This window comes from Acinetobacter lwoffii (assembly GCF_024129355.1).
GTDB classification, from domain to species: Bacteria; Pseudomonadota; Gammaproteobacteria; order Pseudomonadales; family Moraxellaceae; genus Acinetobacter; species Acinetobacter lwoffii_I.
This window is the reverse complement of record NZ_JAMXXP010000040.1, coordinates 1-21931: the sequence shown is the minus strand read 5'-3', so window position 1 is coordinate 21931 and position 21931 is coordinate 1. Positions and strand designations below refer to the sequence as shown.

At 44.2% G+C, this 21931-nt stretch carries 23 protein-coding genes; 9 read left to right on the top strand and 14 right to left on the bottom strand.

The genetic code is table 11. From position 1 onward, the window contains the following. Nucleotides 1-114: 114 nt before the first annotated feature. The gene (locus NI468_RS14210; RefSeq protein WP_247144060.1) at nt 115-1257 is read right to left on the bottom strand and encodes an acyl-CoA dehydrogenase family protein; all 1143 of its coding nucleotides are present in this window, start codon (nt 1255-1257) and stop codon (nt 115-117) included. Between the two features lie 159 nt (nt 1258-1416). After that, nucleotides 1417-2760 (bottom strand): dicarboxylate/amino acid:cation symporter, encoded by a 1344-nt coding sequence (locus NI468_RS14205; protein ID WP_253102397.1) that lies wholly within the window; start codon nt 2758-2760, stop codon nt 1417-1419. Nucleotides 2761-3167: 407 nt separating this feature from the next. Here NI468_RS14205 and NI468_RS14200 point away from each other — a divergent pair, with 407 nt between their 5' ends. After that, the gene (locus tag NI468_RS14200) at nt 3168-4169 is read left to right on the top strand and encodes a glycosyl transferase family protein (RefSeq protein ID WP_253102395.1); all 1002 of its coding nucleotides are present in this window, start codon (nt 3168-3170) and stop codon (nt 4167-4169) included. 86 nt (nt 4170-4255) lie between these two features. Here NI468_RS14200 and NI468_RS14195 read toward each other — a convergent pair whose 3' ends face one another. Both NI468_RS14195 and NI468_RS14190 read right to left on the bottom strand, forming a co-directional pair. Then, entirely contained in the window at nt 4256-4528 is a 273-nt protein-coding gene (locus NI468_RS14195; RefSeq protein ID WP_004278992.1) for a YeaC family protein, read from the bottom strand. A 3-nt stretch (nt 4529-4531) separates the two neighbouring features. Then, nucleotides 4532-5470 (bottom strand): NAD(+) kinase, encoded by a 939-nt coding sequence (locus NI468_RS14190; protein WP_004645573.1) that lies wholly within the window; start codon nt 5468-5470, stop codon nt 4532-4534. A gap of 191 nt (nt 5471-5661) precedes the next feature. On the opposite strand from NI468_RS14190, the gene mrcB reads away from it, so the two are divergent. Beyond that, nucleotides 5662-8052 (top strand): penicillin-binding protein 1B, encoded by a 2391-nt coding sequence (gene mrcB, locus NI468_RS14185; protein WP_216986209.1) that lies wholly within the window; start codon nt 5662-5664, stop codon nt 8050-8052. Nucleotides 8053-8066: 14 nt separating this feature from the next. After that, nucleotides 8067-8612, top strand: a complete 546-nt coding sequence (locus tag NI468_RS14180; RefSeq protein WP_044113031.1) for a hypothetical protein — start codon at nt 8067-8069, stop codon at nt 8610-8612. Between the two features lie 58 nt (nt 8613-8670). Here the strand turns inward: NI468_RS14180 and NI468_RS14175 are convergent, their stop codons facing one another. Then, nucleotides 8671-9570 (bottom strand): NUDIX domain-containing protein, encoded by a 900-nt coding sequence (locus NI468_RS14175; protein ID WP_253102393.1) that lies wholly within the window; start codon nt 9568-9570, stop codon nt 8671-8673. A gap of 138 nt (nt 9571-9708) precedes the next feature. Here NI468_RS14175 and hemP point away from each other — a divergent pair, with 138 nt between their 5' ends. Next, on the top strand, nt 9709-9879 hold the full coding sequence (hemP, locus tag NI468_RS14170; RefSeq protein ID WP_004645578.1) for a hemin uptake protein HemP: 171 nt from the start codon (nt 9709-9711) through the stop codon (nt 9877-9879). Nucleotides 9880-9954: 75 nt separating this feature from the next. On the opposite strand, the gene NI468_RS14165 is transcribed toward hemP, so the two are convergent. The 4 genes from NI468_RS14165 to tfpB all read right to left on the bottom strand — a co-directional run bounded on the left by NI468_RS14165 (nt 9955) and on the right by tfpB (nt 14311). Then, nucleotides 9955-11289, bottom strand: a complete 1335-nt coding sequence (locus NI468_RS14165; RefSeq protein WP_253102392.1) for a sensor histidine kinase — start codon at nt 11287-11289, stop codon at nt 9955-9957. Between the two features lie 4 nt (nt 11290-11293). Next, the gene (locus tag NI468_RS14160) at nt 11294-11959 is read right to left on the bottom strand and encodes a response regulator transcription factor (protein WP_129716491.1); all 666 of its coding nucleotides are present in this window, start codon (nt 11957-11959) and stop codon (nt 11294-11296) included. 135 nt (nt 11960-12094) lie between these two features. Next, on the bottom strand, nt 12095-12460 hold the full coding sequence (locus tag NI468_RS14155; RefSeq protein WP_004645581.1) for a NirD/YgiW/YdeI family stress tolerance protein: 366 nt from the start codon (nt 12458-12460) through the stop codon (nt 12095-12097). 93 nt (nt 12461-12553) lie between these two features. After that, a complete protein-coding gene (gene tfpB, locus NI468_RS14150; protein WP_253102391.1) occupies nt 12554-14311 on the bottom strand; it encodes a type IV pilus assembly ATPase TfpB in 1758 nt (585 codons plus the stop codon). Between the two features lie 209 nt (nt 14312-14520). Here tfpB and NI468_RS14145 point away from each other — a divergent pair, with 209 nt between their 5' ends. Beyond that, nucleotides 14521-15771, top strand: coding sequence for an MgtC/SapB family protein (locus NI468_RS14145; protein ID WP_114541953.1), 1251 nt, complete (start codon nt 14521-14523; stop codon nt 15769-15771). Between the two features lies 1 nt (nt 15772). Here NI468_RS14145 and tsaA read toward each other — a convergent pair whose 3' ends face one another. Further along, nucleotides 15773-16492: a tRNA (N6-threonylcarbamoyladenosine(37)-N6)-methyltransferase TrmO gene (tsaA, locus tag NI468_RS14140; protein WP_044113030.1), complete on the bottom strand. Its 720-nt coding sequence runs from the start codon at nt 16490-16492 to the stop codon at nt 15773-15775. Between the two features lie 105 nt (nt 16493-16597). Between tsaA and NI468_RS14135 the strand changes: the two genes are divergently transcribed. After that, nucleotides 16598-17377 (top strand): ferredoxin--NADP reductase, encoded by a 780-nt coding sequence (locus NI468_RS14135; RefSeq protein WP_253102390.1) that lies wholly within the window; start codon nt 16598-16600, stop codon nt 17375-17377. Nucleotides 17378-17441: 64 nt separating this feature from the next. On the opposite strand, the gene NI468_RS14130 is transcribed toward NI468_RS14135, so the two are convergent. The 3 genes from NI468_RS14130 to NI468_RS14120 form a co-directional block, all read right to left on the bottom strand. After that, on the bottom strand, nt 17442-17624 hold the full coding sequence (locus NI468_RS14130; RefSeq protein WP_005247454.1) for a YgdI/YgdR family lipoprotein: 183 nt from the start codon (nt 17622-17624) through the stop codon (nt 17442-17444). 18 nt (nt 17625-17642) lie between these two features. Continuing rightward, on the bottom strand, nt 17643-17894 hold the full coding sequence (locus NI468_RS14125) for a hypothetical protein (RefSeq protein ID WP_253102388.1): 252 nt from the start codon (nt 17892-17894) through the stop codon (nt 17643-17645). Nucleotides 17895-18065: 171 nt separating this feature from the next. Then, a complete protein-coding gene (locus tag NI468_RS14120) occupies nt 18066-18689 on the bottom strand; it encodes a cation efflux transmembrane domain-containing protein (RefSeq protein WP_253102386.1) in 624 nt (207 codons plus the stop codon). A gap of 86 nt (nt 18690-18775) precedes the next feature. Here NI468_RS14120 and NI468_RS14115 point away from each other — a divergent pair, with 86 nt between their 5' ends. From NI468_RS14115 to NI468_RS14105, 3 genes are all read left to right on the top strand, one after another. Further along, nucleotides 18776-19186 carry a Cd(II)/Pb(II)-responsive transcriptional regulator gene (locus NI468_RS14115; RefSeq protein ID WP_253102385.1) on the top strand — a complete coding sequence of 137 codons (411 nt, stop codon included), beginning with the start codon at nt 18776-18778 and terminating at the stop codon, nt 19184-19186. A 133-nt stretch (nt 19187-19319) separates the two neighbouring features. Then, complete coding sequence (gene trhP / locus NI468_RS14110; protein ID WP_004645587.1) at nt 19320-20729, top strand: prephenate-dependent tRNA uridine(34) hydroxylase TrhP; 1410 nt, start codon at nt 19320-19322, stop codon at nt 20727-20729. A gap of 2 nt (nt 20730-20731) precedes the next feature. Then, nucleotides 20732-20986 carry a YfhL family 4Fe-4S dicluster ferredoxin gene (locus NI468_RS14105; RefSeq protein WP_004645588.1) on the top strand — a complete coding sequence of 85 codons (255 nt, stop codon included), beginning with the start codon at nt 20732-20734 and terminating at the stop codon, nt 20984-20986. A 250-nt stretch (nt 20987-21236) separates the two neighbouring features. On the opposite strand, the gene NI468_RS14100 is transcribed toward NI468_RS14105, so the two are convergent. Beyond that, nucleotides 21237-21931, bottom strand: a 695-nt coding sequence (locus NI468_RS14100; RefSeq protein WP_253102383.1) for an FAD-dependent oxidoreductase, incomplete at its 5' end; no start/stop codon positions are given.

Here is a 21931-nt window from a genome sequence, read left to right as displayed (position 1 = left end):
TCGTTAAAGTGTTTGTTTGCACTCATATTTTAACTGTTAGGACTCAGGTTTTTTTATTTAAAGCAAACTATGGGACAGCAGTGGGCTTCGGGACTCTTTTTTATGGTTGAGCTATTAACGCCCTAACAGACCGCGGGCCACAATCTCCTTCATGATTTCATTGGTACCCCCATAAATCCGCTGGATCCGCGCATCAACGAAGAAACGTGAAATTGGATATTCAGTCATATAGCCATAACCCCCAAATAATTGCAGGAGATTGTCCGCGATTTTCATCTGCATATCGGTAGAAAAGCTCTTTAGTGCCGCTGCAGTTTCTACATCCAGCTTCCCTTGCATATAAAGCTCAAGATTCTGGTTATAAAATGCTGCGGTCGCCAATTCATCAATTTTCGCTTGCGCAAGCACAAAACGGGTATTCTGGAATTGACCGATCGCCTGACCAAAAGCCTGACGCTCTTTCACATATTGTGTGGTCACATCGATCGAGCCACGAATAGCGCCTAGAGCGGTGGCAGCAATGGCGGTACGCTCACGCGGCAATTCCTGCATCAGGTAAGCAAATCCCTGTCCCGGCTGACCCAGTAATTGGTCCTTTGGCACTTTAACATTGTCGAAGAACAGTTCAGACGTATCCTGAGCATGCAGACCAATCTTGTCCAGATTAGTGCCTTTTTTAAAGCCTTCCAGATGGGTATCGACCAGCAGCAATGAAACGCCTTTAGCTCGGGCTTGAGGATCGGTTTTGACGGCAAGCACCACCAAGTCAGCATGCTGACCATTGGAAATGAAGGTTTTTGAGCCATTTAACAGATAATGTTCATCCTGCAAGATAGCGCTGGTGCGCATGGCTTGTAAATCTGAACCTGCGCCTGGCTCGGTCATGCCAATCGCACCGACCACTTCACCGGTGACCATTTTTGGTAACCAGTATTTTTTCTGTTCTTCAGTACCAATATGCAGGATATACGGTGCTGCAATATCGGAATGACAAGACAGACCTGTGGCAATGGCACTGTATCCGGCACGTGCAGATTCTTCGATCAGCATCAAGGAATAATCGGTCGGCACCCCATAGCCACCATATTCTTCTGGAACATCGACACACAAGAAGCCATTTTCACCGAGTGCATTCCAGACTGAACGCGGCATCAGACCTTCACGTTCCCACTGGTCGTAGTACGGTGCGACATGTTCGTTCATAAAGCGTTTAAAATTATCGCGGAATAATTCTAGATCGGCATCGTAGGCAAGCATTCTATTGTCCTTGTTGTTTATCATTTTAGTTTCCTTTTCACAGACTATCGACTTTCCTGCTCCCTGTCATGTGCCGGCATTCATCTTTTTACTAACTTCACAGTCAATAAAAAAGGGAAGCCGAAGCTTCCCTTTTAGACATGAAAGACAGACTCAAAATTAGTGAGCGTTATTGCCTTCTTGTGCCATTTTTTCGTCAATTTCTGCAGGATTTGCTAAAGCATAGTTCAGCTTGTCCATATCTAACTGGCCCACCCATTTTGCAACTACTAAAGTCGCCAAAGAGTTACCAACCAGATTGGTCAAGGCACGAGCTTCAGACATGAAACGATCGATACCGAGAATCAATGCCAGACCTGCAACAGGAATATTACCTACAGCAGCCAAGGTTGCCGCCATCACAATAAAGCCTGAACCAGTCACACCTGCCGCACCCTTAGATGAGATCAGAAGTACCAGAAGCAAGGTAATTTGATGAGACAAATCAAGTTGCGTATTGGTCGCTTGTGCAATGAAGATCGCAGCCATCGTCAAGTAAATCGACGTACCATCCAGGTTAAATGAATAACCAGTTGGAATTACCAGGCCTACCACTGATTTTTCAGCACCAGCAAGTTCCAGTTTCTTCAACATACGTGGCAGTACTGATTCTGAAGATGACGTCCCCAGTACAATTAGAAGTTCTTCGCGAATCAGGCGGATCATCTTCATGATACTGAAACCAGCAAAACGCGCAATTGAGCCTAATACGATGAAAATAAACAGTACGCAGGTGATATAGAAACAAATGATCAACTGTGCCAGCTGAGCAAGAGAACCAATACCATATTTACCAATTGTAAATGCCATTGCACCAAATGCACCGATTGGAGCAAGTTTCATCACCATGTTCACGATGTTGAAGAATACATGTGAAATCTGGTCAATGAGTTTCAGGACTGGCTTGCCTTGATCACCTAGCTTATGCAGCGCAAAACCAAAGATGATCGCGAACAATAGAACTTGCAGGATTTCGCCTTCTGCAAATGCGCCCACAACCGTATTTGGAATAATGTTCATCAGGAAATCGATAGTCGATTGTGACTCACCTGAAGCAACATATTTACTAATACCACTGGTATCCAGTGAAGCAGGATCAACGTTCATGCCTACACCAGGCTTCACGATGTTAATCACGACCAGACCGATGACCAAAGCAATCGTAGACACGATCTCGAAGTAAAGTAAAGCAACACCACCAGTTTTACCCACTGATTTCATGCTTTCCATACCCGCAATACCACTCACCACGGTACAGAAAATCACAGGTGCGATGATCATTTTAATCAGACGGATAAATGCATCACCAAGCGGTTTAAGCTGTTCGCCCAAGCCAGGGACATGTTGTTCTACGCCATTGATAATTTGCGTACCACTAGGCGAAAAATGCCCGACCAGAATACCTGCGATAATGGCCACGATCACTTGAAAATACAGTGACTTATAAATTGGTTGTTTCGCCATAATAAATCTACTTGAACGATATCAAAAATAAGAAAGACCATTTTGAGAAATATACAGACCTCTTCATCCCTTCTCAGGGTGAACCGGATCAAATCCCAAAAGGCTCAAGAGAATGTTCAAAATGATAATCAGCCATGCATTGAATCTGACACTCAGTATCAGACCAAAGTATTAAATGGGAGAAAGAGATTAAGAAAAATTAAACAGACTCTAAAAATTGCCTAAATTTTACCGAATATTCAGACTAAATGCGCATAACTTATTATGCGCTTGTTTATGTTTTAACCAGAATAGATTAGACATTAGTCGATAATCAGATTTAACTGATTGTTTTACGTATACTGAAATGTTTATGGATTTTCACCCTCTCCCTTGACATTAATATTTTCTGCAAGCTGTAAAAAGTTATGAATACCAAAAGAAATATTTATAAAGATTTCGAACATCCCTTTGCCCAATATGTACGCATTGTGGGTAAAGGGAAAAATGGCGCCCGCTCTCTCTGCTATGATGAAGCCTATCAAGCCTTCAGTATGATTTTGAAAAATGAAGTGCTGGATGTGCAGTTAGGTGCATTCTTGATGTTATTGCGGGTCAAGGAAGAATCTGTAGATGAGTTGGCCGGTTTTGTACAGGCGACACGTGACCAGCTGAGTTTCAAAAAACTGGATGTCGATCTGGATTGGTCGTCCTATGCGGGCAAGCGCAAACATTATCCATGGTTTATTCTGGCAGCGCTGACGCTGGCCAAGCATGGTTATAATATTGTGATGCATGGTGCCTCAGGCCATACCATGAACCGTGTTTACACCGAACAGGTGCTGACTTACTTAGGCTATCCAATCTGTCAAAATGATGCCGAGGTTGAACAGCAACTGCAACAACAGCATTTTGCTTATATCCCGCTAGAAGTGATTTCTCCGATTCTTGCGGACTTGATTGCGTTGCGTAATGTTATGGGGCTGCGCTCCCCGATTCATACCCTGGCTCGTTTAATTAACCCATTTAATGCCAAAGCGACTCTGCAAGCAATTTTTCATCCGGCTTATCGTGGTTCGCACCAGCAAGCGGCTTTCCGCTTAGGCTATAAAAATAGTGCGGTGATTAAAGGTGAAGGCGGCGAATTCGAGCGTAATCCGGATGCCAAAACGCTCATTTGTGGGATTAAAGATGGCGAGCTGTATGAGCATGAACTACCGAAACTGACTGACAACCGCAGTCCGATTGAAGAAGAACTGGATCTGGCGCTATTTAAGGCTGTCTGGGACGGTCAGCAAAGCCATGATTATGGCGAGATTGCAGTGATAGAAACCATGGGCATTGCGCTATATACCATGGGCGTGTGTGACAGCTTTGAAGCTGCGATGCAAAAAGCCAAAACCTTATGGGCGAATCGCCACACGGTTTAATCTTGTGCAAAAGAAAAAAGCATTGTTTAGTTAATGAACAATGCTTTTTTTTAATTGTATTATTGCTATTGGCTGGGAATTAAGCCTTAAACAAAACGAATCGGCTTGAATTCAGGCTCATTTTTGTGATGATCATCATCACACTCCTCACCTTCTTCTTTAGTGCCACGGTCGATATAACCGCTGCGCTCATTTTCAGGCAGGTTTTTCATTTCCCACGCATACACTGCCTGCATACAGGTCTGACGCTGTTCTGGTGTCAAGGCTACACCGTTTGGCCACTTTCCAATTTCGACTGCTGTTCTTAGGCGTTCAACAATCTCAGGATTGAGTACGGCAAGCATTTGTTCAATATTCATGATTTAATCCTGCTTAAAATAATCAAAGTCCTGATTCCACCCCAGTTTGGTTCGACAGGCATTATAAAAGTCATAACCCGGTGGATGCAGAAGATTCAGTTTAAAGGGATGCTTGCGAATATGGACGCTATCACCCACATTCAAAGACACACTGTGTTGTCCATCCGCACTAACCATCGGCAGTACGCGATTTTCACGAATCAGTAATTTAATTTCACTATGTCCACCGACCACAATCGGGCGTGAAGACAAGGTATGCGGATGCATCGGTACCAAGGCAATCGCATCCATACTTGGATGTACAATCGGGCCACCACCAGAAAGCGCATAAGCCGTAGAACCAGTCGGCGTAGAGACTATCAGGCCATCGCTGTGCTGACGATAGACATATTGTCCATCAATATTCAGTTCAAAATCGATCATATGTACCGATTTCCCTGAATGTAGCACCACATCATTTAGAGCAATGGCATCGTAAATCACTTCACCTTTGGAGCGAATTTCGACTTCGAGTAAAAAGCGTCGCTCAGTCTGAAAGTCACCCTTTAATACCTGATCCAGCTTGAATATCACTTCAGTCGGCTTGATATCCGTTAAAAAACCCAGACGACCACGGTTAACCCCGATCACCGGGGTATTGTACTTGACCAAGGCGCGTGCTGCATGTAATAGCGAGCCGTCACCGCCCACGACAATCACCAGATCCACCACCTCACCCAATAAGGCACGACTGACGGTTTGGGTATTTTGATAGGGAACAAGTTCAGCTGTCGCTGCATCAAAAACTGGGTGTAGGCCTAAATTGAGAAGATGATCGTGAATAAGGCATAAGGTTTCAACCACCGACGATTTATCAGGACGTCCTATTAACCCGATATTTCGAAAGGTCTTATGGGAAATTTGCACCAGTGTCGTCGCTCCGCTACGAATCCTGCTTATCATAACATTAAGCTATACCTGGATGACAATTTATAACAGTGCTTCATAGGTAGGAAATTATTTGAAATATATTCGAATTAAGGAGAAATTGTGGGGTTTCATTTTAATTTTAAGCGCATTTCTTGATTAAATATTGCAAAATAATGAAAAGCTTCGCATGATTAGCACAATTTCACAGGATCTTATAAGTATTTATGAAATCTGAACGTGGCATGGGGTTTCTTGCCTTAATTTTTTCTATTATTGTCATTTCTATCTTTGTAGCATTTAGTATCTATTTGATTAGATTAGACAATATTGTACGCGACAAGTTTGAAGGTCAGCGCTGGGATATTCCGGCCAAGGTCTTCGCACGTCCGATGGAAGTGTACGTGAATGCCCCAGTCAGTCTGCAGGATTTCCAACAAGAATTAAAATTACTCGGTTATAAAAATTCGGATAGTTATACCAAATCAGGCAGCTTTGTCACCACGGGTAATACCCTGTATGTGCATACACGCGGCTTTGATTTTGGTGACCGGGTTGAACCGGAGCAAATATTAAAAGTCAGTTTCAGCGGTGAACAGATTGCAGAAGTCAGCGCAACCAAACCGTCTTCAAGCGGGATTGCGCGTTTAGAACCTTTATTAATTGGTGGGATTTATCCGCAGCATAACGAAGACCGTGTGCTGATCAAGCTAAATAAAGTGCCTAAGCCCTTGATCGAAGCGCTGATCGCGACCGAAGACCGTAAGTTCTATGAGCATCATGGGGTTTCACCGCGTGGTATTGCACGTGCCGTAGTCAGCAATATTACCGGTGGTAAACGTCAGGGTGGCTCAACCTTGACCCAGCAGCTGGTCAAAAATTTCTATTTAACCCCTGAGCGCACCTTAAAACGTAAAGTGAATGAAGCCTTTATGGCGATGCTGATTGAATTGCATTATGACAAGAATGAAATTCTGGAAGCTTATCTGAATGAGGTAAATCTCGGCCAGAATGGTAACTACTCCATTAATGGTTATGGTCTGGCATCGCAGTTTTATTTTGGCCTGCCACTGCGTGAACTGAATATTTCCCAGCAAGCATTTTTGGTGGGTTTAGTCCAAGGCCCGAGTCTATACAATCCATGGCGCAATCCTGAAAGTGCGAAAAAACGCCGTGATATCGTCCTGAATAATATGCTGGTGATGGGCTATCTGACTCAGGAACAATATGAAAAAGAAACCGCACGTCCGTTAAATGTCATTTCAAAACCGACTTTAGGCCCTGCCCGCTTCCCGGATTTTCTGGATATTGTACGTCGTCAATTACGCACAGATTATCAGGAAACCGATCTGACCAATCAGGGTCTGCGAATTTTCACTACTTTAGATCCTTTGGCCCAAACCAGAATTCAGGACAGCTTTAAAGAGACGGTGGCGCGTTTAAGCAAATCCAATCCGGGTCGCCTGAAAGATTTACAGGGTGCGGTATTGGTATCGCATCCGGAAAATGGTGAGCTGGTGGCCGCAGTAGGTTCTACTCAAGATTTTACCGGCTTTAACCGTGCAGTCGATGCCAAGCGTCAAGTCGGTTCCCTGCTAAAACCGGTGATCTACCTGAGTGCCCTGGAATCGAACCGTTATCACTGGGCAAGCCCAATTGAAGACAGTGAAATCAGCATCAAGAGTGATGGCAAAACCTGGACGCCGAAAAACTATAGTGGTCGCGGACATGGTGTCATTCCAATGTCACAAGCCTTATCGCAATCTTATAACCTGTCCACTGTGCGTTTAGCACAAGAATTTGGTCTGTCCACCTTTATTAATCATCTGAAAAAATTTGGTGTGACCTCAGATATTCCATCTTATCCATCGATTTACTTGGGTGCGGTAGATATGTCCCCGATGGAAGTAATGAATATTTACGGCAACTTTGCTACAGGCGGCTTTAAATACCCAACCAAAGCGATTCGCTCTGTGGTGGATGCCAACGGCCGCTCTCTGGATCGTTATAGCCTGAGTGTACAACCGACCATTGATCCAGCTTCTGCTTATGCCCTGAATTATGGCTTACAACAGGTCATGTCGAATGGTACAGGTCGTGCAGCCTATAACAGCTTACCACGCAGTCTGAATCTTGCTGGTAAGTCCGGTACTACGAATGACAGCCGTGACTCATGGTTTGCCGGATACTCAGGTAATTATATGACCGTGGTTTGGCTCGGTCTGGATGACAACAAAGTCACTGGCTTAACCGGTTCTTCAGGTGCCCTGCCCGTTTGGACCAATGTCATGAAACAGTTGCGCCAGAAACCGGTGAATCTGCCACAGCCGAATGAAATCGAATGGCATTGGCTGGATCGTTATACTGGTTTATTGTCTGCACAAGGCTGTGAAGGCGCCATGTATATCCCGATTTCGCGTCATGCCCTGCCAAATCAGGCGACTGCCTGCGGCATCTCGCATTATGCGACGGAACCTTATGATATTGATTCAGAACCTGCGCCATCTGATGCTGAACAGGATGATATGAGTCGCTACATACAAGAAAGTGAAACAGAAATAGAACGCGATCTTGAGAGCGAAACCCGTATTATCGCCAGTGGAAGTTATAGCCATTAATTGAGTCTATGTTTATGTTAAGAAAAATCCTCCCTGGTTTGCTCATCCTCAGTCTGGTGGGCTGCCAAAGTATATCTGAGCCAGAAAAGCCAGTTACCCCTGCCAAGCCTGCGGTGGAAAAACCTAAGGCAAAAACGCCAGATGGCGTAGTGATTACGCCTTATGACCGTCCTGACATCAAACGTCAGAAAATTGTCATTCCTGAACAGAAGCCGAAAAGCCAAAAGTTTGATGATGGACGTAATCTGCCGGCCTTCAAGAGTCTGATGCAGCAAACCCAGCAGGCCTATACCAAGCAGCAGTTTGCTCAAGCTGAAGCTTCTGCAACTCAGGCACAGCGACTGGCCCCTCAGGCACCGGAAACGTATTTATACCTGGGCATGATCGCCAACCGTAAAAATCAGCCAGCAAGCGCCGATGCTTTTGCCTTACGTGGCCTGAGTTATGCACAATCTAGTGCCATGAAAAAGCAGCTTTGGCAAGTACGCCTTAAATCTGCTCAGTTGCGGAAAAATGCCAAAGCGATTCAGCAAGCTCAACAGGCACTGAAAAAGCTTTAAGATAATTTCCCATAGAAACTGACTTGCCAATAGAAATTTTGTTTTCTAAATAAAGTGTTTAAATATAGCGAATGCCGGCAATGCCATAAGCATGCTGGCTTTTTGCATAATCGAGTTCTTCAGTCTTCATTCCGCCTAAAGCAAAAACCGGAATCTGTACCTGCTCTGCCATTTGCTTGAATTGCTCCCAGCCTAGCGTAGGTGTGTCGGGATGCGTTGCAGTCGCCAGTACCGGACTCAGCAAGGCTGCTTCACAACCGATCTGTTCTGCATGCATTAAAGCACTCAGGTCATGACAGGCTGCCAGATAACGATAACCAGATTTCAATTCACCTTGTTTCAAGTCCATCAATTGAATCTGTTTTAGATGAATCGTACGAATCGTCTGCTGCTGCAATTCATTCAGTTGTGACCAAAGCTGCTGATTAATGATTAACTTGGAGAGTTGATCTACCGGATATTGCTGTAATTGCATGATCCGTTCAGGCGTTGCTTCAACGCGCCAATACAACATTTGATCTGTATCCAGACTTGATAAGATATCTAGATCTTCAGCAATCTTGATGCGCTGCGGCCATTGCAGCTTTTGAATCATGGACTGATTGGCTTTCGGGAAATTCAGCTGACCAAGTTCTTCCCGGCTATACCAACGCCAAGGCTGTTTGATTTCAGCCAGTTGAGTAGGTTGTACTGAAGCATGAAAAATATGCAAATTGACGATGAGATCTTCATATTCATGAGAAATAAAATCAGAAGCATGCCAGCGTTCGATATCAACCCCGACCTCTTCAATCACTTCGCGGCGGCAGGCTTCGACTGGTAATTCGCCCTGTTCAACTTTTCCGCCTGGAAATTCATATTTATTGCCCTGATGCTGCTTGGCCTCACGCCAGCCGACGAGAACCTGATTTTGATAAAATAAAAGCGCAATTGCGACATGAATTGTAGCTTTAGTCATGATGTACAGAACCGGTAAAGTTTTACAGATTGTAAGCAAATTAGAGTTTTTTATAAATTGCTCAATATTTCGTTGACAGATATATTCGATAATGATTATCATTTAAATCAATCCAAAACACACCACGGAGTCGACGGAATGAACGCCCCATTTAGCCTATTCACCCGTAACAATGATACTCACCATGCCTTGCCAATGCTGCACTCCAACAATCTGTTTGCACTGGGTCGTGAAATCCGGATCATGCATGCCGGCGAAGAATACCGCTTGCGCCTGACCCGCAATAACCGTCTTATTCTGACCAAATAATTAAATCAGTTCTAATAATAACAAACGTGGGAAGCAGCAGTATGAATCAGCGCATACTGCTTTTTAATCTTCTAATCATGAGATTTTGCCATCAGGCTCAAAACTCAATGACACTTTAAGTCCACCCAAGTCCGACGGCGCATAGTCAATTTTAGCTGCATGCAGTGCCATAATTTTCTGGCAAATGGACAGGCCTAAACCTGAACCCTGAGTTCGCGTACCCAAAGCCCGATAAAAACGTTCACCTAAACGTTCCAGTACCTCATCAGCAATCCCCTCTCCTGAGTTTTCAATCAGTAACTGTATCTGATGCTGCTCAATAACTGTTCGGATCTCGACCTGTCCCTGTTGCGGCGTATAACGGATCGCATTGTCGACCAGATTGCGAATACAACTAAAAATCAGTTCTGGATTCGCTTCGATCACAGCATCCTCAAGTTTTAGATTCCAATGAATGTCTTTTTCTTCTGCAAAAGGCTGCAAGGCCTGCAAAGCCTCCTGAACCAGATTCTTAAGATTAATCGTTTGCGTTGCTAATTGCCCTGTTCGCTCCGGATCGAGTCGTGCCAGTAAAAGTAAATTTTCCAGTACCTGCGTGCCGCGGTTGACATCATTTTGGATCAACTGTAATGCCTGAGGGAGCTGTGCATCATCTTGATATTTGCGTTTTAAAACCTGTAGACGCATTTGAATCGCAGACAGTGGCGAACGCAGCTCATGTGAAGCATCTGCAGTAAAACGCTGTTCAGCAGCCAGTGATTTCTCCAGCCGGCCGAGCATGGCATTCAGCTGACGAATGATCGGTTGCAGTTCAGTGATTTCAGGGTCAGGTGTTTTAATAGGACTCAGATCCTGAGCAGTCTTGGAACCAATGGCACGCGAAATCTTGTTTAATGGCCGTAACTGGCGTTTGACCGAGACCCTTAGAATCAGCCATTGCACTAGCCATAAAGTGAATAAGATCCCGGCAAAGCCCAAAGTAGTTTGCCAGAGTTCATCGAAACGTACTGAAAGTGGCTGTACGATTTTGACCTGAAGGTCGTCATCTTCCGCAGTCAGTATCCGGATAAAATGACCATTTTCATAAGCAAACTGAAAGCCGTTGTTCTGTGCTTTTGGAATGGTATTAATTAATTCATCATCAATCGAAGTAGTCAGTATCTGCTGATCTAGCAACAAGGCATACTGGATATCGAACTGTTCACTGAGTTCATCGACCTGGGCGTCTTTGGCCTGGGTCACATCGCCAAGCAGCAACTCAGAAATCTGCTCCATTAATTCATCATGCAGCTGACTGGCTTGATAACTGGAAATTCCCAATAACAGCAGCCAGGCCAATATTCCAGCCAATATCGAACTGAACAGCGCATGTTTGATCAGTTTAGTTTGCAAGGAAATAGCAGCTGACATAGGTTTATACCTCAGCCTTATGCATGCGATAGCCCAGACCGCGAATAGTCTTGATCATCTGGCTGCCGATTTTTTTACGCAGCTGATAGATAAATACTTCAATGGCATTACTTTCAATTTCATCACCCCAAGCGTACAGCGATTCTTCCAGCTGTTCACGGGTGACAATATGTTCAGGCTGCTGCATCAGCTTGTATAGAATTTGAAATTCCTTCGCAGTCAGATTCACAGCTTGACCTTCTTTAGTTAGGGTCTTGGCTTGAGTGTCCAGACTGAGATCTTGCCATTGCAGGATATGATTCGGTGTTTGCTGTTTCTGTCTGAGTTGGGCACGAACTCGGGCCGAAAGTTCTTCCAGACTAAAAGGTTTGACCAGATAATCATTCGCGCCTAAATCCAACCCCTCGACGCGGTCATCAATACTGTCTTTAGCTGTAATAAAAATCACTGGCGTATCTTGCTGTTGGCTGCGCAAACTTTTCAGAATCTCGTCTCCAGTGGCATTCGGCAGGCCACGATCCAGCAGAATGCAGTCATATTGATGCTGCTCAATCGCCAGGATCACATGATCACCGCGCTCTACCCGATCAATCACATAACCATCCATTTCCAGCCAGGTCTGGATACTGTCTGCCTGAGACTGATCATCTTCTGCCAAAAGAATACGCATATTCTGCTCCGTTTGCTTCCTTGTTCTATCTTGCCTTGAAAAAGTTCCAGACTCAAAAAAACCACATGCTTTTTGGTAACTTGCATGTGGTTTTTTGTCGCTGTGTTCAAATTGATTTCAGCAAATCAGGGGATATTAGAAACGAACCTGATCAACCTCAATTTCAACACGTTTTGCCGGTTTATAATCAATGTCGATTTCACCTGTGATGATTACCGGTGTTTTGGCTGAAATCGGTTTGCCTTGCCAAAGTTCATCATCAATCTCAACAGTAATAGTTCCTGTGCTGTCTCGGAACTGGTATTTTTCATCACCGACCGCTTTTACGACATAACCTTTAAGCTGAACCTTGCTGTCATCTTTCATGGCCAGTGCCTGTTTGACTGTAGTCGATTTAGCAAAAGCGGCCTGATTCACAGCAGTGTCACTACTTGCTATCGTAGCCGTCGCAATAGAACCCATCAATGCAGCTGCCAAAACCGTATTTATCATCATTTTCATCGCAGTTACCTCTTTAAAGTCTTGCCTTGTTTCGATGATGCTATTAAAACAGCCGAAGATGAATTGAATCTTAAGATTACTTCATTTTCAAAATTAATTTAAGGGTACGACTCTCAAGACTTCTTCAAGCGTGGTCACACCTTCCAGAATCTTGCGTGCCCCGGCAATTCTGAGCGGCTCTACCCCTTCTTTTTTAGCCTGCTGACGCAGCTGGTTCAGGTTGGCATCGGCACCAATCAACTGTTTGGTGGTCAGACTCAATGGCATAAACTCATAAATCCCGATACGGCCTTTATAGCCGGTATGCCGGCATTCTTCGCAGCCCACCGCCTTAAAGACAAATTCCGGTCGCGGCAAAGGATAATCCGTAGCTAGATGCTGCCATTCCTGTTCATTCAGGAAGCTTTCCTGTTTGCAGTGCGGACACAGCTTACGTACCAGACGTTGAGCCAGAACACCCAAGATGGTTGCTGCTGTCAAAAATGGCTGTACGCCTAAATCATGCAGACGGGTCAGACTCGACGGCGCATCATTGGTATGTAAAGTCGATAGAACCAGGTGACCGGTCAATGCTGCCTGAATCGCCATATTGGCAGTGTCCTGATCACGAATTTCTCCAACCATGATAATGTCCGGGTCCTGACGCATTAGTGCGCGCACGCCGTCAGCAAAACCGAGATCAATACCATTATTGACCTGCATCTGGTTAAAGCTAGGTTCCAGCATCTCGATCGGATCTTCAATCGTGCAGACGTTGACCTGTTCAGTCGCCAGCTGCTTCAGAGTTGAATAAAGCGTAGTAGTTTTACCGGAACCGGTCGGACCGGTCACCAGAATAATGCCATGACTATGACTGGTCAGATTGTTCCAGTCATTCAGCAGATGACCTTCAAAGCCAAGTTGCTGAAAACTTCTCACCAGTACTTCCGGATCGAAAATACGCATTACCAGTTTTTCACCAAAGGCGGTCGGCAAGGTCGACAGACGCAGTTCAGTTTCCTGTCCTTTCGGCGTCCGGGTTTTCAGTCGACCATCCTGTGGTTTACGTTTTTCCGCCACATTCATCCGGCCCAAAATCTTGATCCGGGAAATGACGGCGGTCAATGTATTGGCCGGCATGTTGTAAATCGTATGCAGCACCCCATCAATCCGGAAACGGATCTTGCCGGTGTCTTTACGTGGTTCCATATGAATATCACTGGCACCTTGTTCAAAAGCAAATTGCAGCACCCAGTCCACCAGTTTGACAATATGCTGGTCATTGGCATCCGGATTCTGGGAATCGCCCAGTTGCAGCAAGGCTTCGACGCCCTTATTTTCCCGGTCATAGGCAGACGATTTTTGTGAACCACTAACTGCACGACTGACTTGATAGTATTCAGTAATATAACGTTGTAATTGTTCTGGATTCAGTAATACCCGTTGTATTTTTTTTGGTGCAATATTCTGCTCGAGATTCGACATCCATTCAGTTTTATAAGGCTGATCTGTAGCAATCAGAACTTTGTCTGCCTGAATTTCTACCGCCAGAATACGGTTGCGCAGTGAATATTCCTGCGACATGACATGGGTCAATGCCTGTACATCAGCTTTAAGCGGATCAATAATATAGAACATCAATCCGGTTTTTTCTGCCAGCCACTGACATAAACGGTTCAGGGTCAAAGTCGTTTGGGGATGGGACTGATCGACCAGATTAAAATTGGCAATCCACTGTAAAGGGTGCCATTTTAATTGTTCACGTTGCCGATGAGTGGTTTGTACCAGCATTCGGTCGCGTTCACTGATTTTACCGTCTTTAAAGAGTTGGTCTAGACACCATGCCGTATCAATTTCAAAGTCAAATTTCATTATTATCAGTCCCCAAACTTGCCTCCACTATAACAAGTTTTTGCAGTTTTTCGCATGCTCCCGACCTATCGAATGTACGTTTCTATTTCAATCTCAAAAAGAAAGTAAAGAATGGATTTGATCACTACTGCAACATTTTTGATCTATGCAAACCTGATCTCATCACATATATTTTTAAATAATCAACTCTTAGCTTGCTGAGGTCACAGATGGATTTGACTGCGGTTCCCCTGCATGCGCATTCTTTTCATGAACTGCTCACGATACTCACCTCGGCATTGGGCTGCGGCCTATTGATTGGTCTGGAGCGGGAACGGCATAAACAACGTGAGCAGCAACCGAGTTTTGCCGGCTTACGTTCCTTTGCGATCTGTGCTTTATTGGGCGCACTGTGTTTCCTGTTTGGAATCGTGATTGCTGTAATAGGTGCTTTGATCGTGGGTGGCATGGTCATTTTATCCATAAAAAATCAGCCAGATGACCCGGGCATTACCACAGAGCTTGCATTTGTGATGACCTATTTTATTGGCGCCATGTGTTTGTGGAATATTTCTCTGGCAGCCGGTCTTTCCGTGCTCTTAACCGGTATTTTGATGGCCAAACATACCATGCACAATATTGCCGGGAAATGGATTAAAGAAGCCGAGTTCAGGGATGGACTGTTATTACTGGCCTTGATTTTGATTGGTCTACCGCTTACTCCTGACCGACCTTTCTGGGGTGAAGTGCTTAACCCTTATCTTATTCTCAAATTACTGACCTTAATTTTAGTGGTACAAGCTCTGGCGCATATTGCGAAACGCTTTTTCTCGACTAAAAATGCCCTGATGCTGTCCTCTATTGCTTCCGGTTTTGTTTCCAGTACAGCCACCATCGCTCAGTTAGGTTTACAGGTCCGTAAAGGTGAAATGGATGCACGATCGAATGCCGGCGCCGCACTGATGTCCTGTATCTCGACCATCGTACTGCTATTGATTGTGGTTGGAGGGGTATCATGGAGCTGGCTGAAAATCCTGCTTTTGCCCTCTTTAGTTGCCGTAATCCTTCTGGCAGCCTGTGCGTTTTTATTATTGCGCAAGGCAAAACCTGCGCCGAGCATGGAATCATCAGACAGCCAGATGTTTAGCTTAAAAGAAGCTGTGATTATTGCAGTCACATTAACATTGATTCAGGCTGGAGTTTACGGACTGGAGGTCTGGCTCGGGGATGCCGGCTTACTGGCCGGGACCTTACTCGCCTCTCTGTTCGAGATTCATGCCGCGATGGCGAGTGTCGTCGTTCAAGGTGATCCCTCCAATATGCGTCTGATTTATGCCCTGCTTTTAGGTCTGGGTGCTCATGCCCTGGCCAAATCAGCCAATGCCGCTTTGACCGGTGGCTGGAAGTTTGTACTTTATTTTGCACCGGTGCAGATTTTACATATGGCGGTGTTGATTGGGGTTTTGTGGTGGAACCTATAATCTAGGAAGGAATATGCTGGATAGCAACAATTAGCACTTGCTGAGCATGAATTTTGAAATGGATATCAACATTTGCAAACTTCATCCCATATACCCGTTCTTCATCTTCCTGATATGCAGGTCTTGGATCTAAAGATAAGACAGCTTCCAGTTCCTGAATAGTCTGCACAGAAATTTTTCCATTTCCTAGTAATTGTTGCTTTTGCTGCTCCGCTTCATCGCTCCAAATGACGGTTTTACGTGGTGGTTCATCCTGTGCATAACCGCTTTGTGCTTCAATGATGGCATCCGAATATTGAATATAAGGTTTGATATCCATAATTGGCGTGCCATCGAGCAAGTCACTCCCTGTCACATACACTCGAACATGTTTGCCCACTTTTCTCACTTCTTTGAGTTTGACCACAGATAAACCAATCGGTGATGGACGATACATGCTGCGCGTAGCAAACACGCCTATTTTCTTGTTACCACCCAAACGCGGCGGACGCACTTGTGGACGAAACTGGCTGTTGTGCTGGTTTTTATTGTCATGAAATTGCCAGACCAGCCACAAATGACTGAATTCTTCAATTCCCTCAAAGGCGAGCAGGTCATTATAGGGCCCGACCATTTCAATATAGCTTTCGACCTGAACCAGATTCGGCTGACGAGGAATGCCAAATTTTTCTTTATAGGGAGAACGCATATAACCAATAATCGGCAGCGTCAGTTCAGTCATCATCACTTTTTTTGATAAGCTCAATTAAATATATTCAGTTTATCGAGAATGAATTTAGATTAGAATAGCAAGCTGTTCTAATTTGATAATTTATTGAGACCTTTAATGGCTGCTTTTAACGTCGAAAAGATTACTCACGTCCACCACTGGAATGATACTTTATTCTCTTTTAAAACGACTCGTGACACTGCTTTGCGTTTTAAAAACGGTCAGTTTGTAATGATCGGCCTTGAAGTCAATGGCAAGCCGTTAATGCGCGCATATTCAATTGCAAGCGCCAACTACGAAGAAGAGTTAGAATTTTTCTCAATTAAAGTGCCAGATGGTCCACTGACTTCGATTTTACAGAAAGTCAAAGTCGGCGATGAAATTTTGGTTTCTAAAAAGCCGACAGGTACACTGGTACTTGATGACTTGAACCCAGGTAAAAATCTTTATCTTCTTTCTTCTGGTACTGGTCTTGCACCGTTCCTGTCGACTATTCGCGATCCTGAAACTTATGAGCGTTTTGAAAAAATCATCGTAGTTCACGGTACCCGTTTCATTTCAGAACTGGCTTATCAAGATTTGATCCTGAATGAAGTGCCAAATCATGAATTCTTCTCTGAACTCGGCGCGAAAGAAAAATTGGTATATTACCCAACCGTCACCCGTGAAGAATATCCAAACCAAGGTCGTGTAACCACCGCGATTGAAACCGGTGAACTGTTTGAAAAAATCGGTCTGCCACGTTTCAACCCGGAAACTGACCGTGCTATGTTATGCGGTAGCCCTGCATTCCTAGATGACGTTGCTGCGCTTCTTGATCAACACGGTCTGAAAGAATCTCCGAAAATGGGCGTTTTAGGCGATTACGTGATTGAACGTGCATTCGTTGAAAAATAAGATTTTCTAAAATAAAAAACCGGACTTAAAAGTCCGGTTTTTTATTGGAATAATCACCAAATAATTAACGATCGCGACCTTCCTGGTTTGCAGAACCTGAACAGCCTGCGCCACCTGCAATGATGAAACCCGTTTGCGCTTTACATGAACCAATCATACGGCCATGAGAGTCAAATGTAGTCACTGACGATGCACAGCCCGTCAATATAACAGTCACTACGAGTGCAATAAGTGCTGATAATTTCATGATATTCCCCTTTATTATTTACGGTTTTAAATTAATCTGATTTTGGCTTGGTGGCGTTGGTAATAGGCCCGTAGCAGCATTTGGCGTATTATAACTCACACCCAAGGCATCGCCTGAACCACTACAATGTGCACTTGCGGTCGAAAGTAGGCCACGCGTCGCCATACATGAACCGATGATTTTTCCTGTTGCATCATAAGTCACGACTTTGGAACTACAAGCGGCTAGCCCCGATATTGCCAATATTGAAAAAATTTTAATTAAATTCACATTAACCCTCGCACGATGCAAAAAACTAAATTATTAAAATTTATGTATATTTTCTGAATTTCGCCAGAGATTCTAATTTAATTTGTTTATTTGTAAAGCTTTATTTTTCAAATATTATAAAAATGGAAATAAATAAAAAGCTGCCCTGCAGGACAGCTTTAAATATAAAAATTAGCTGGATTTATGTTTAAGTGATCTTTCTTCCAGAGACTGCTTAATCACTTGATAACCTGATGTGATGCCGAGTGTAGCGATAATTACAGCCACAATAATATCCGGCCAAAGACTGCCTGTACCAAATACACCTACGGCTGCCAAAATCACGGCAGCATTCCCGATAGCATCATTGCGGCTACAGAGCCAGACCGACCGCATATTGGAATCACCTTCACGAAAAGCATAAAGAATTGCTGCTGTAAATACATTCGCCACTAAGGCTAGGACGCCAATCAGGCCCATTGTCAGTGCTTCAGGTGGAATGCCTTGCAGATAGGCGTAAATCACTTTGCCAATCACTACCAGACCAAACAATGCCATGGTCATCCCCTTTACCAAAGCGACTGTTGCCCGCCAATACAGACTCGCACCAAGTACAGCCAAAGAAATCCCGTAATTGACGGCATCACCAAAGAAATCTAGCGCGTCTGCCCACAAGGCTGATGAATGTGCATATGCACCACCGATCAGCTCCACTACAAATAAAGTGAAGTTTACCAGCAAGGCAATCCATAGCGCTGCTCTAAATTTGCTGTTGGGCTTGATGGGTGCCGGTTCAGGACTACAACTACAGGCCATATAACTCCCCCGATGATTTTTTATCCAAAATACGATAAATTGATTAGAAACTATGGACTAACTCCAAGGTCAAGCATGAGGGCGATATGTCAGTTTATTTGATTTCAGAAATGGCCAAAAAAACTGGTCTAAGCACCGATACCTTACGTTTTTATGAGAAAAAAGGCTTTATTCAGCCGAATTTTCGAGCAAGTAATCAGTATCGTTATTATGGTGAAGACACATTAAAAAGACTGCTTTTTATCAAGCGTTGTCGTGCCTTGGACATGTCATTAAAAGAGATTGAAACCCTGATTCAACTTGAACAAAATCCGGAGCAGGAGTGCTGTGCCGTAAACCAATTGATTGATCAGCATCTTTCGGATATTTCAAATAAAATTAAAGAATTACAAATATTTGAACGGCAACTGATCACACTGAGAGAAAGTTGCAACACCCCAACCACTATTGATCATTGCCAGATTTTAAAAACGCTTGAAAATCCTGAAAATGACTGAATATTGAAGATATTTTATGGAGGATTCCCTACTTAAAAAAGAACCTTGTTTTACATCCAAATCGCGTATTTCCGAGTGATTTACTAGGTTGAATCCAAATTCCGGATGATTAGAATAAAGCCGTACTTTTTATATGTCTTTCGATTTGATCATGAGCATTACCACTGTTACCGAACTTCTCTCACCTGCTGGCTCACTGAAAAATATGCGCTATGCCTTTGCTTATGGTGCAGATGCAGTCTATGCCGGTCAGCCGCGTTATAGCTTGCGGGTTCGGAATAATGAATTTGACCATGACAATCTCGCCATTGGCATTAAAGAAGCACATGAACTCGGCAAAAAGTTCTATGTGGTGGTCAATATCCAGCCGCATAACTCCAAGCTGAAAAATTTTATTCGTGATTTAGCGCCTGTAGTGGCGATGCAGCCAGATGCGTTGATCATGTCCGATCCAGGTCTGATCATGCTGGTGCGTGAACATTTTCCAGAGATGGATATTCACTTGTCTGTTCAGGCCAATGCCGTGAACTGGGCAACCGTGAAATTCTGGAAAAATATGGGCCTGACCCGCGTGATTCTGTCACGTGAATTGTCGATTGAAGAAATTGCAGAAATCAAACAGCAAGTGCCCGATATGGAGATTGAAGTCTTTGTTCATGGTGCACTGTGCATGGCCTATTCTGGCCGTTGCATGCTGTCAGGCTATATGAACAAACGTGATGCCAATCAGGGTGCCTGCACCAATGCCTGCCGCTGGGAATATAAAGTGCTGGATGCTAAGGAAGATGAAACCGGTGATGTGATTCCAGTGAAAAATCTGGATTCAGGCTGCTGCTCCAAAGATGCCGACGAACAACACATGCAAGAACAACATCAGTTTGATGAGCCTGTGTTATTGCAGCGGAATGATGAAGATATGTTTGCCGCAGAAGAAGATGAACACGGCACTTATTTTATGAACTCGAAAGATCTGCGTGCAGTCCAGCATGTAGAGCGCTTAACTAAAGTGGGTGTGCATTCACTGAAAATCGAAGGCCGTACCAAGTCTTATTTCTATTGCGCCCGTACTGCTCAAATTTACCGTAAAGCGATTGATGATGCGCTTGCGGGTAAACCTTTTGATCCGTCACTGATGACACAATTGGAAGGCTTAGCGAATCGTGGTTATACCGAAGGTTTTCTACGCCGCCATGTGCATAGTGAATATCAGAATTATGAACATGGTTCTTCCAGTTTTGATCATCAAATTTTCTGTGGTGAAGTACTGGAGCGCAATGGAGATTACATCAAGATCGATGTGAAAAACCGTTTTATCGTCGGTGACTCACTCGAACTGATGACGACTAAAGGCAATATCACTTTCAATTTAACCGAAATGAAAGACAAAAAAGGTAATCTGATCGAAGACGCCAAAGGTTCAGGTCATATCGTTGAGATTCCAGTTCCGGCAGATGTTGATATGCAATATGCCCTGCTCATCCGTAATCTGCCAAGCTCGACTATGGATATTTCGGCATCTTCACTGGCTTATCAAGCGAGTTAAATATGGCACTACTAATTACCGACAAATGCATCAATTGCGATATGTGTTTACCGGAATGCCCAAATGACGCGATTTATGAGGGTGCGAAAGTTTATGAAATTGATGTGAACCGTTGTACAGAATGCGTCGGTTTTTATGAGCATCAGACCTGTGTAGATGTCTGTCCGATTGAATGCATTGTTCCACATCCGGAGTATCGGGAAACACAAGAACAATTACTGGAAAAATTTAAGGGTTTGAACTTATTTAAATCTTAAAAATGAAGCGATGGAATAAACATTGCTTTATATAAAAACAACCTTGGGGAAAGTATAAAAATAAGGGTTGAAAACAAAAACTGTGCAGAGGAAAGGAACAGCTGAAAGTGCGTGGGGACACTTTTGGCTGTTCCAATAATAAATATAAAAAAAGGAACTCGGGTGTTAGCGTCCTGAGTTCCTATAAAGCGATAATAATGTATTTATAAGATATAGCACCTCGGTTTTGGGGAACCCAGGTGCTATTTTTTTATTGTCCTGAACGGATGATGTAATCAAAAGCAGACAGTGACGCCTTGGCACCTTCACCGGTGGCAATGATGATCTGCTTGTACGGCACTGTGGTACAGTCACCCGCTGCAAATACACCTTTGACATTGGTTTCGTTGCGGTCGTTAATCACAATCTCGCCACGGTTGGTCAGCTCAACTTGGGTTTCTTTCAGGAAATCCGTATTTGGTAACAAACCGATCTGCACGAAGATCCCTGCCAGCTCAACCACATGCTCTTCATCTGTGGCACGGTCTTTATATTTCAGGCCGGTCACTTGTGAACCATCACCAACCACTTCTGTAGATAAAGCATTCTTGATCACGGTGGTGTTCGGCAGACTGTTCAGTTTGTCTTGCAGCACCTGATCCGCACGCAGTTTGGTATCAAACTCAACAAGCGTGACATGCTCCACAATACCGGCCAGGTCGATCGCGGCTTCAACACCCGAGTTACCGCCACCGATGACCGCAACACGTTTACCCTTGAACAGAGGACCATCACAGTGCGGACAGTAGGCTACACCACGAGTTTTATATTCCTGCTCACCTGGAACATTCATTTCTCTCCAACGTGCGCCGGTTGACAGAATCACGGTTTTTGATTCCAGTTTGGCACCATTCTCTAACGTCACTTCCACCAGACCATTGGCTGTTTCATCAGCCCCTTTGATAT

What these genes read in the sequence shown, in the direction of transcription:
- mrcB (WP_216986209.1), top strand. Translation starts at nt 5,662, where the DNA reads ATGAAATCTGAACGTGGCATGGGGTTTCTTGCCTTAATTTTTTCTATT.
- NI468_RS14210 (WP_247144060.1), bottom strand. Translation starts at nt 1,257, where the DNA reads ATGCTTGCCTACGATGCCGATCTAGAATTATTCCGCGATAATTTTAAA.
- trhP (WP_004645587.1), top strand. Translation starts at nt 19,320, where the DNA reads ATGTCTTTCGATTTGATCATGAGCATTACCACTGTTACCGAACTTCTC.
- NI468_RS14165 (WP_253102392.1), bottom strand. Translation starts at nt 11,289, where the DNA reads ATGTCAGCTGCTATTTCCTTGCAAACTAAACTGATCAAACATGCGCTG.
- NI468_RS14145 (WP_114541953.1), top strand. Translation starts at nt 14,521, where the DNA reads ATGGATTTGACTGCGGTTCCCCTGCATGCGCATTCTTTTCATGAACTG.
- NI468_RS14190 (WP_004645573.1), bottom strand. Translation starts at nt 5,470, where the DNA reads ATGATAAGCAGGATTCGTAGCGGAGCGACGACACTGGTGCAAATTTCC.
- NI468_RS14120 (WP_253102386.1), bottom strand. Translation starts at nt 18,689, where the DNA reads ATGGCCTGTAGTTGTAGTCCTGAACCGGCACCCATCAAGCCCAACAGC.
- hemP (WP_004645578.1), top strand. Translation starts at nt 9,709, where the DNA reads ATGAACGCCCCATTTAGCCTATTCACCCGTAACAATGATACTCACCAT.
- NI468_RS14105 (WP_004645588.1), top strand. Translation starts at nt 20,732, where the DNA reads ATGGCACTACTAATTACCGACAAATGCATCAATTGCGATATGTGTTTA.
- tfpB (WP_253102391.1), bottom strand. Translation starts at nt 14,311, where the DNA reads ATGAAATTTGACTTTGAAATTGATACGGCATGGTGTCTAGACCAACTC.
- NI468_RS14180 (WP_044113031.1), top strand. Translation starts at nt 8,067, where the DNA reads ATGTTAAGAAAAATCCTCCCTGGTTTGCTCATCCTCAGTCTGGTGGGC.
- tsaA (WP_044113030.1), bottom strand. Translation starts at nt 16,492, where the DNA reads ATGACTGAACTGACGCTGCCGATTATTGGTTATATGCGTTCTCCCTAT.
- NI468_RS14205 (WP_253102397.1), bottom strand. Translation starts at nt 2,760, where the DNA reads ATGGCGAAACAACCAATTTATAAGTCACTGTATTTTCAAGTGATCGTG.
- NI468_RS14155 (WP_004645581.1), bottom strand. Translation starts at nt 12,460, where the DNA reads ATGAAAATGATGATAAATACGGTTTTGGCAGCTGCATTGATGGGTTCT.
- NI468_RS14195 (WP_004278992.1), bottom strand. Translation starts at nt 4,528, where the DNA reads ATGAATATTGAACAAATGCTTGCCGTACTCAATCCTGAGATTGTTGAA.
- NI468_RS14200 (WP_253102395.1), top strand. Translation starts at nt 3,168, where the DNA reads ATGAATACCAAAAGAAATATTTATAAAGATTTCGAACATCCCTTTGCC.
- NI468_RS14160 (WP_129716491.1), bottom strand. Translation starts at nt 11,959, where the DNA reads ATGCGTATTCTTTTGGCAGAAGATGATCAGTCTCAGGCAGACAGTATC.
- NI468_RS14130 (WP_005247454.1), bottom strand. Translation starts at nt 17,624, where the DNA reads ATGAAATTATCAGCACTTATTGCACTCGTAGTGACTGTTATATTGACG.
- NI468_RS14115 (WP_253102385.1), top strand. Translation starts at nt 18,776, where the DNA reads ATGTCAGTTTATTTGATTTCAGAAATGGCCAAAAAAACTGGTCTAAGC.
- NI468_RS14135 (WP_253102390.1), top strand. Translation starts at nt 16,598, where the DNA reads ATGGCTGCTTTTAACGTCGAAAAGATTACTCACGTCCACCACTGGAAT.
- NI468_RS14175 (WP_253102393.1), bottom strand. Translation starts at nt 9,570, where the DNA reads ATGACTAAAGCTACAATTCATGTCGCAATTGCGCTTTTATTTTATCAA.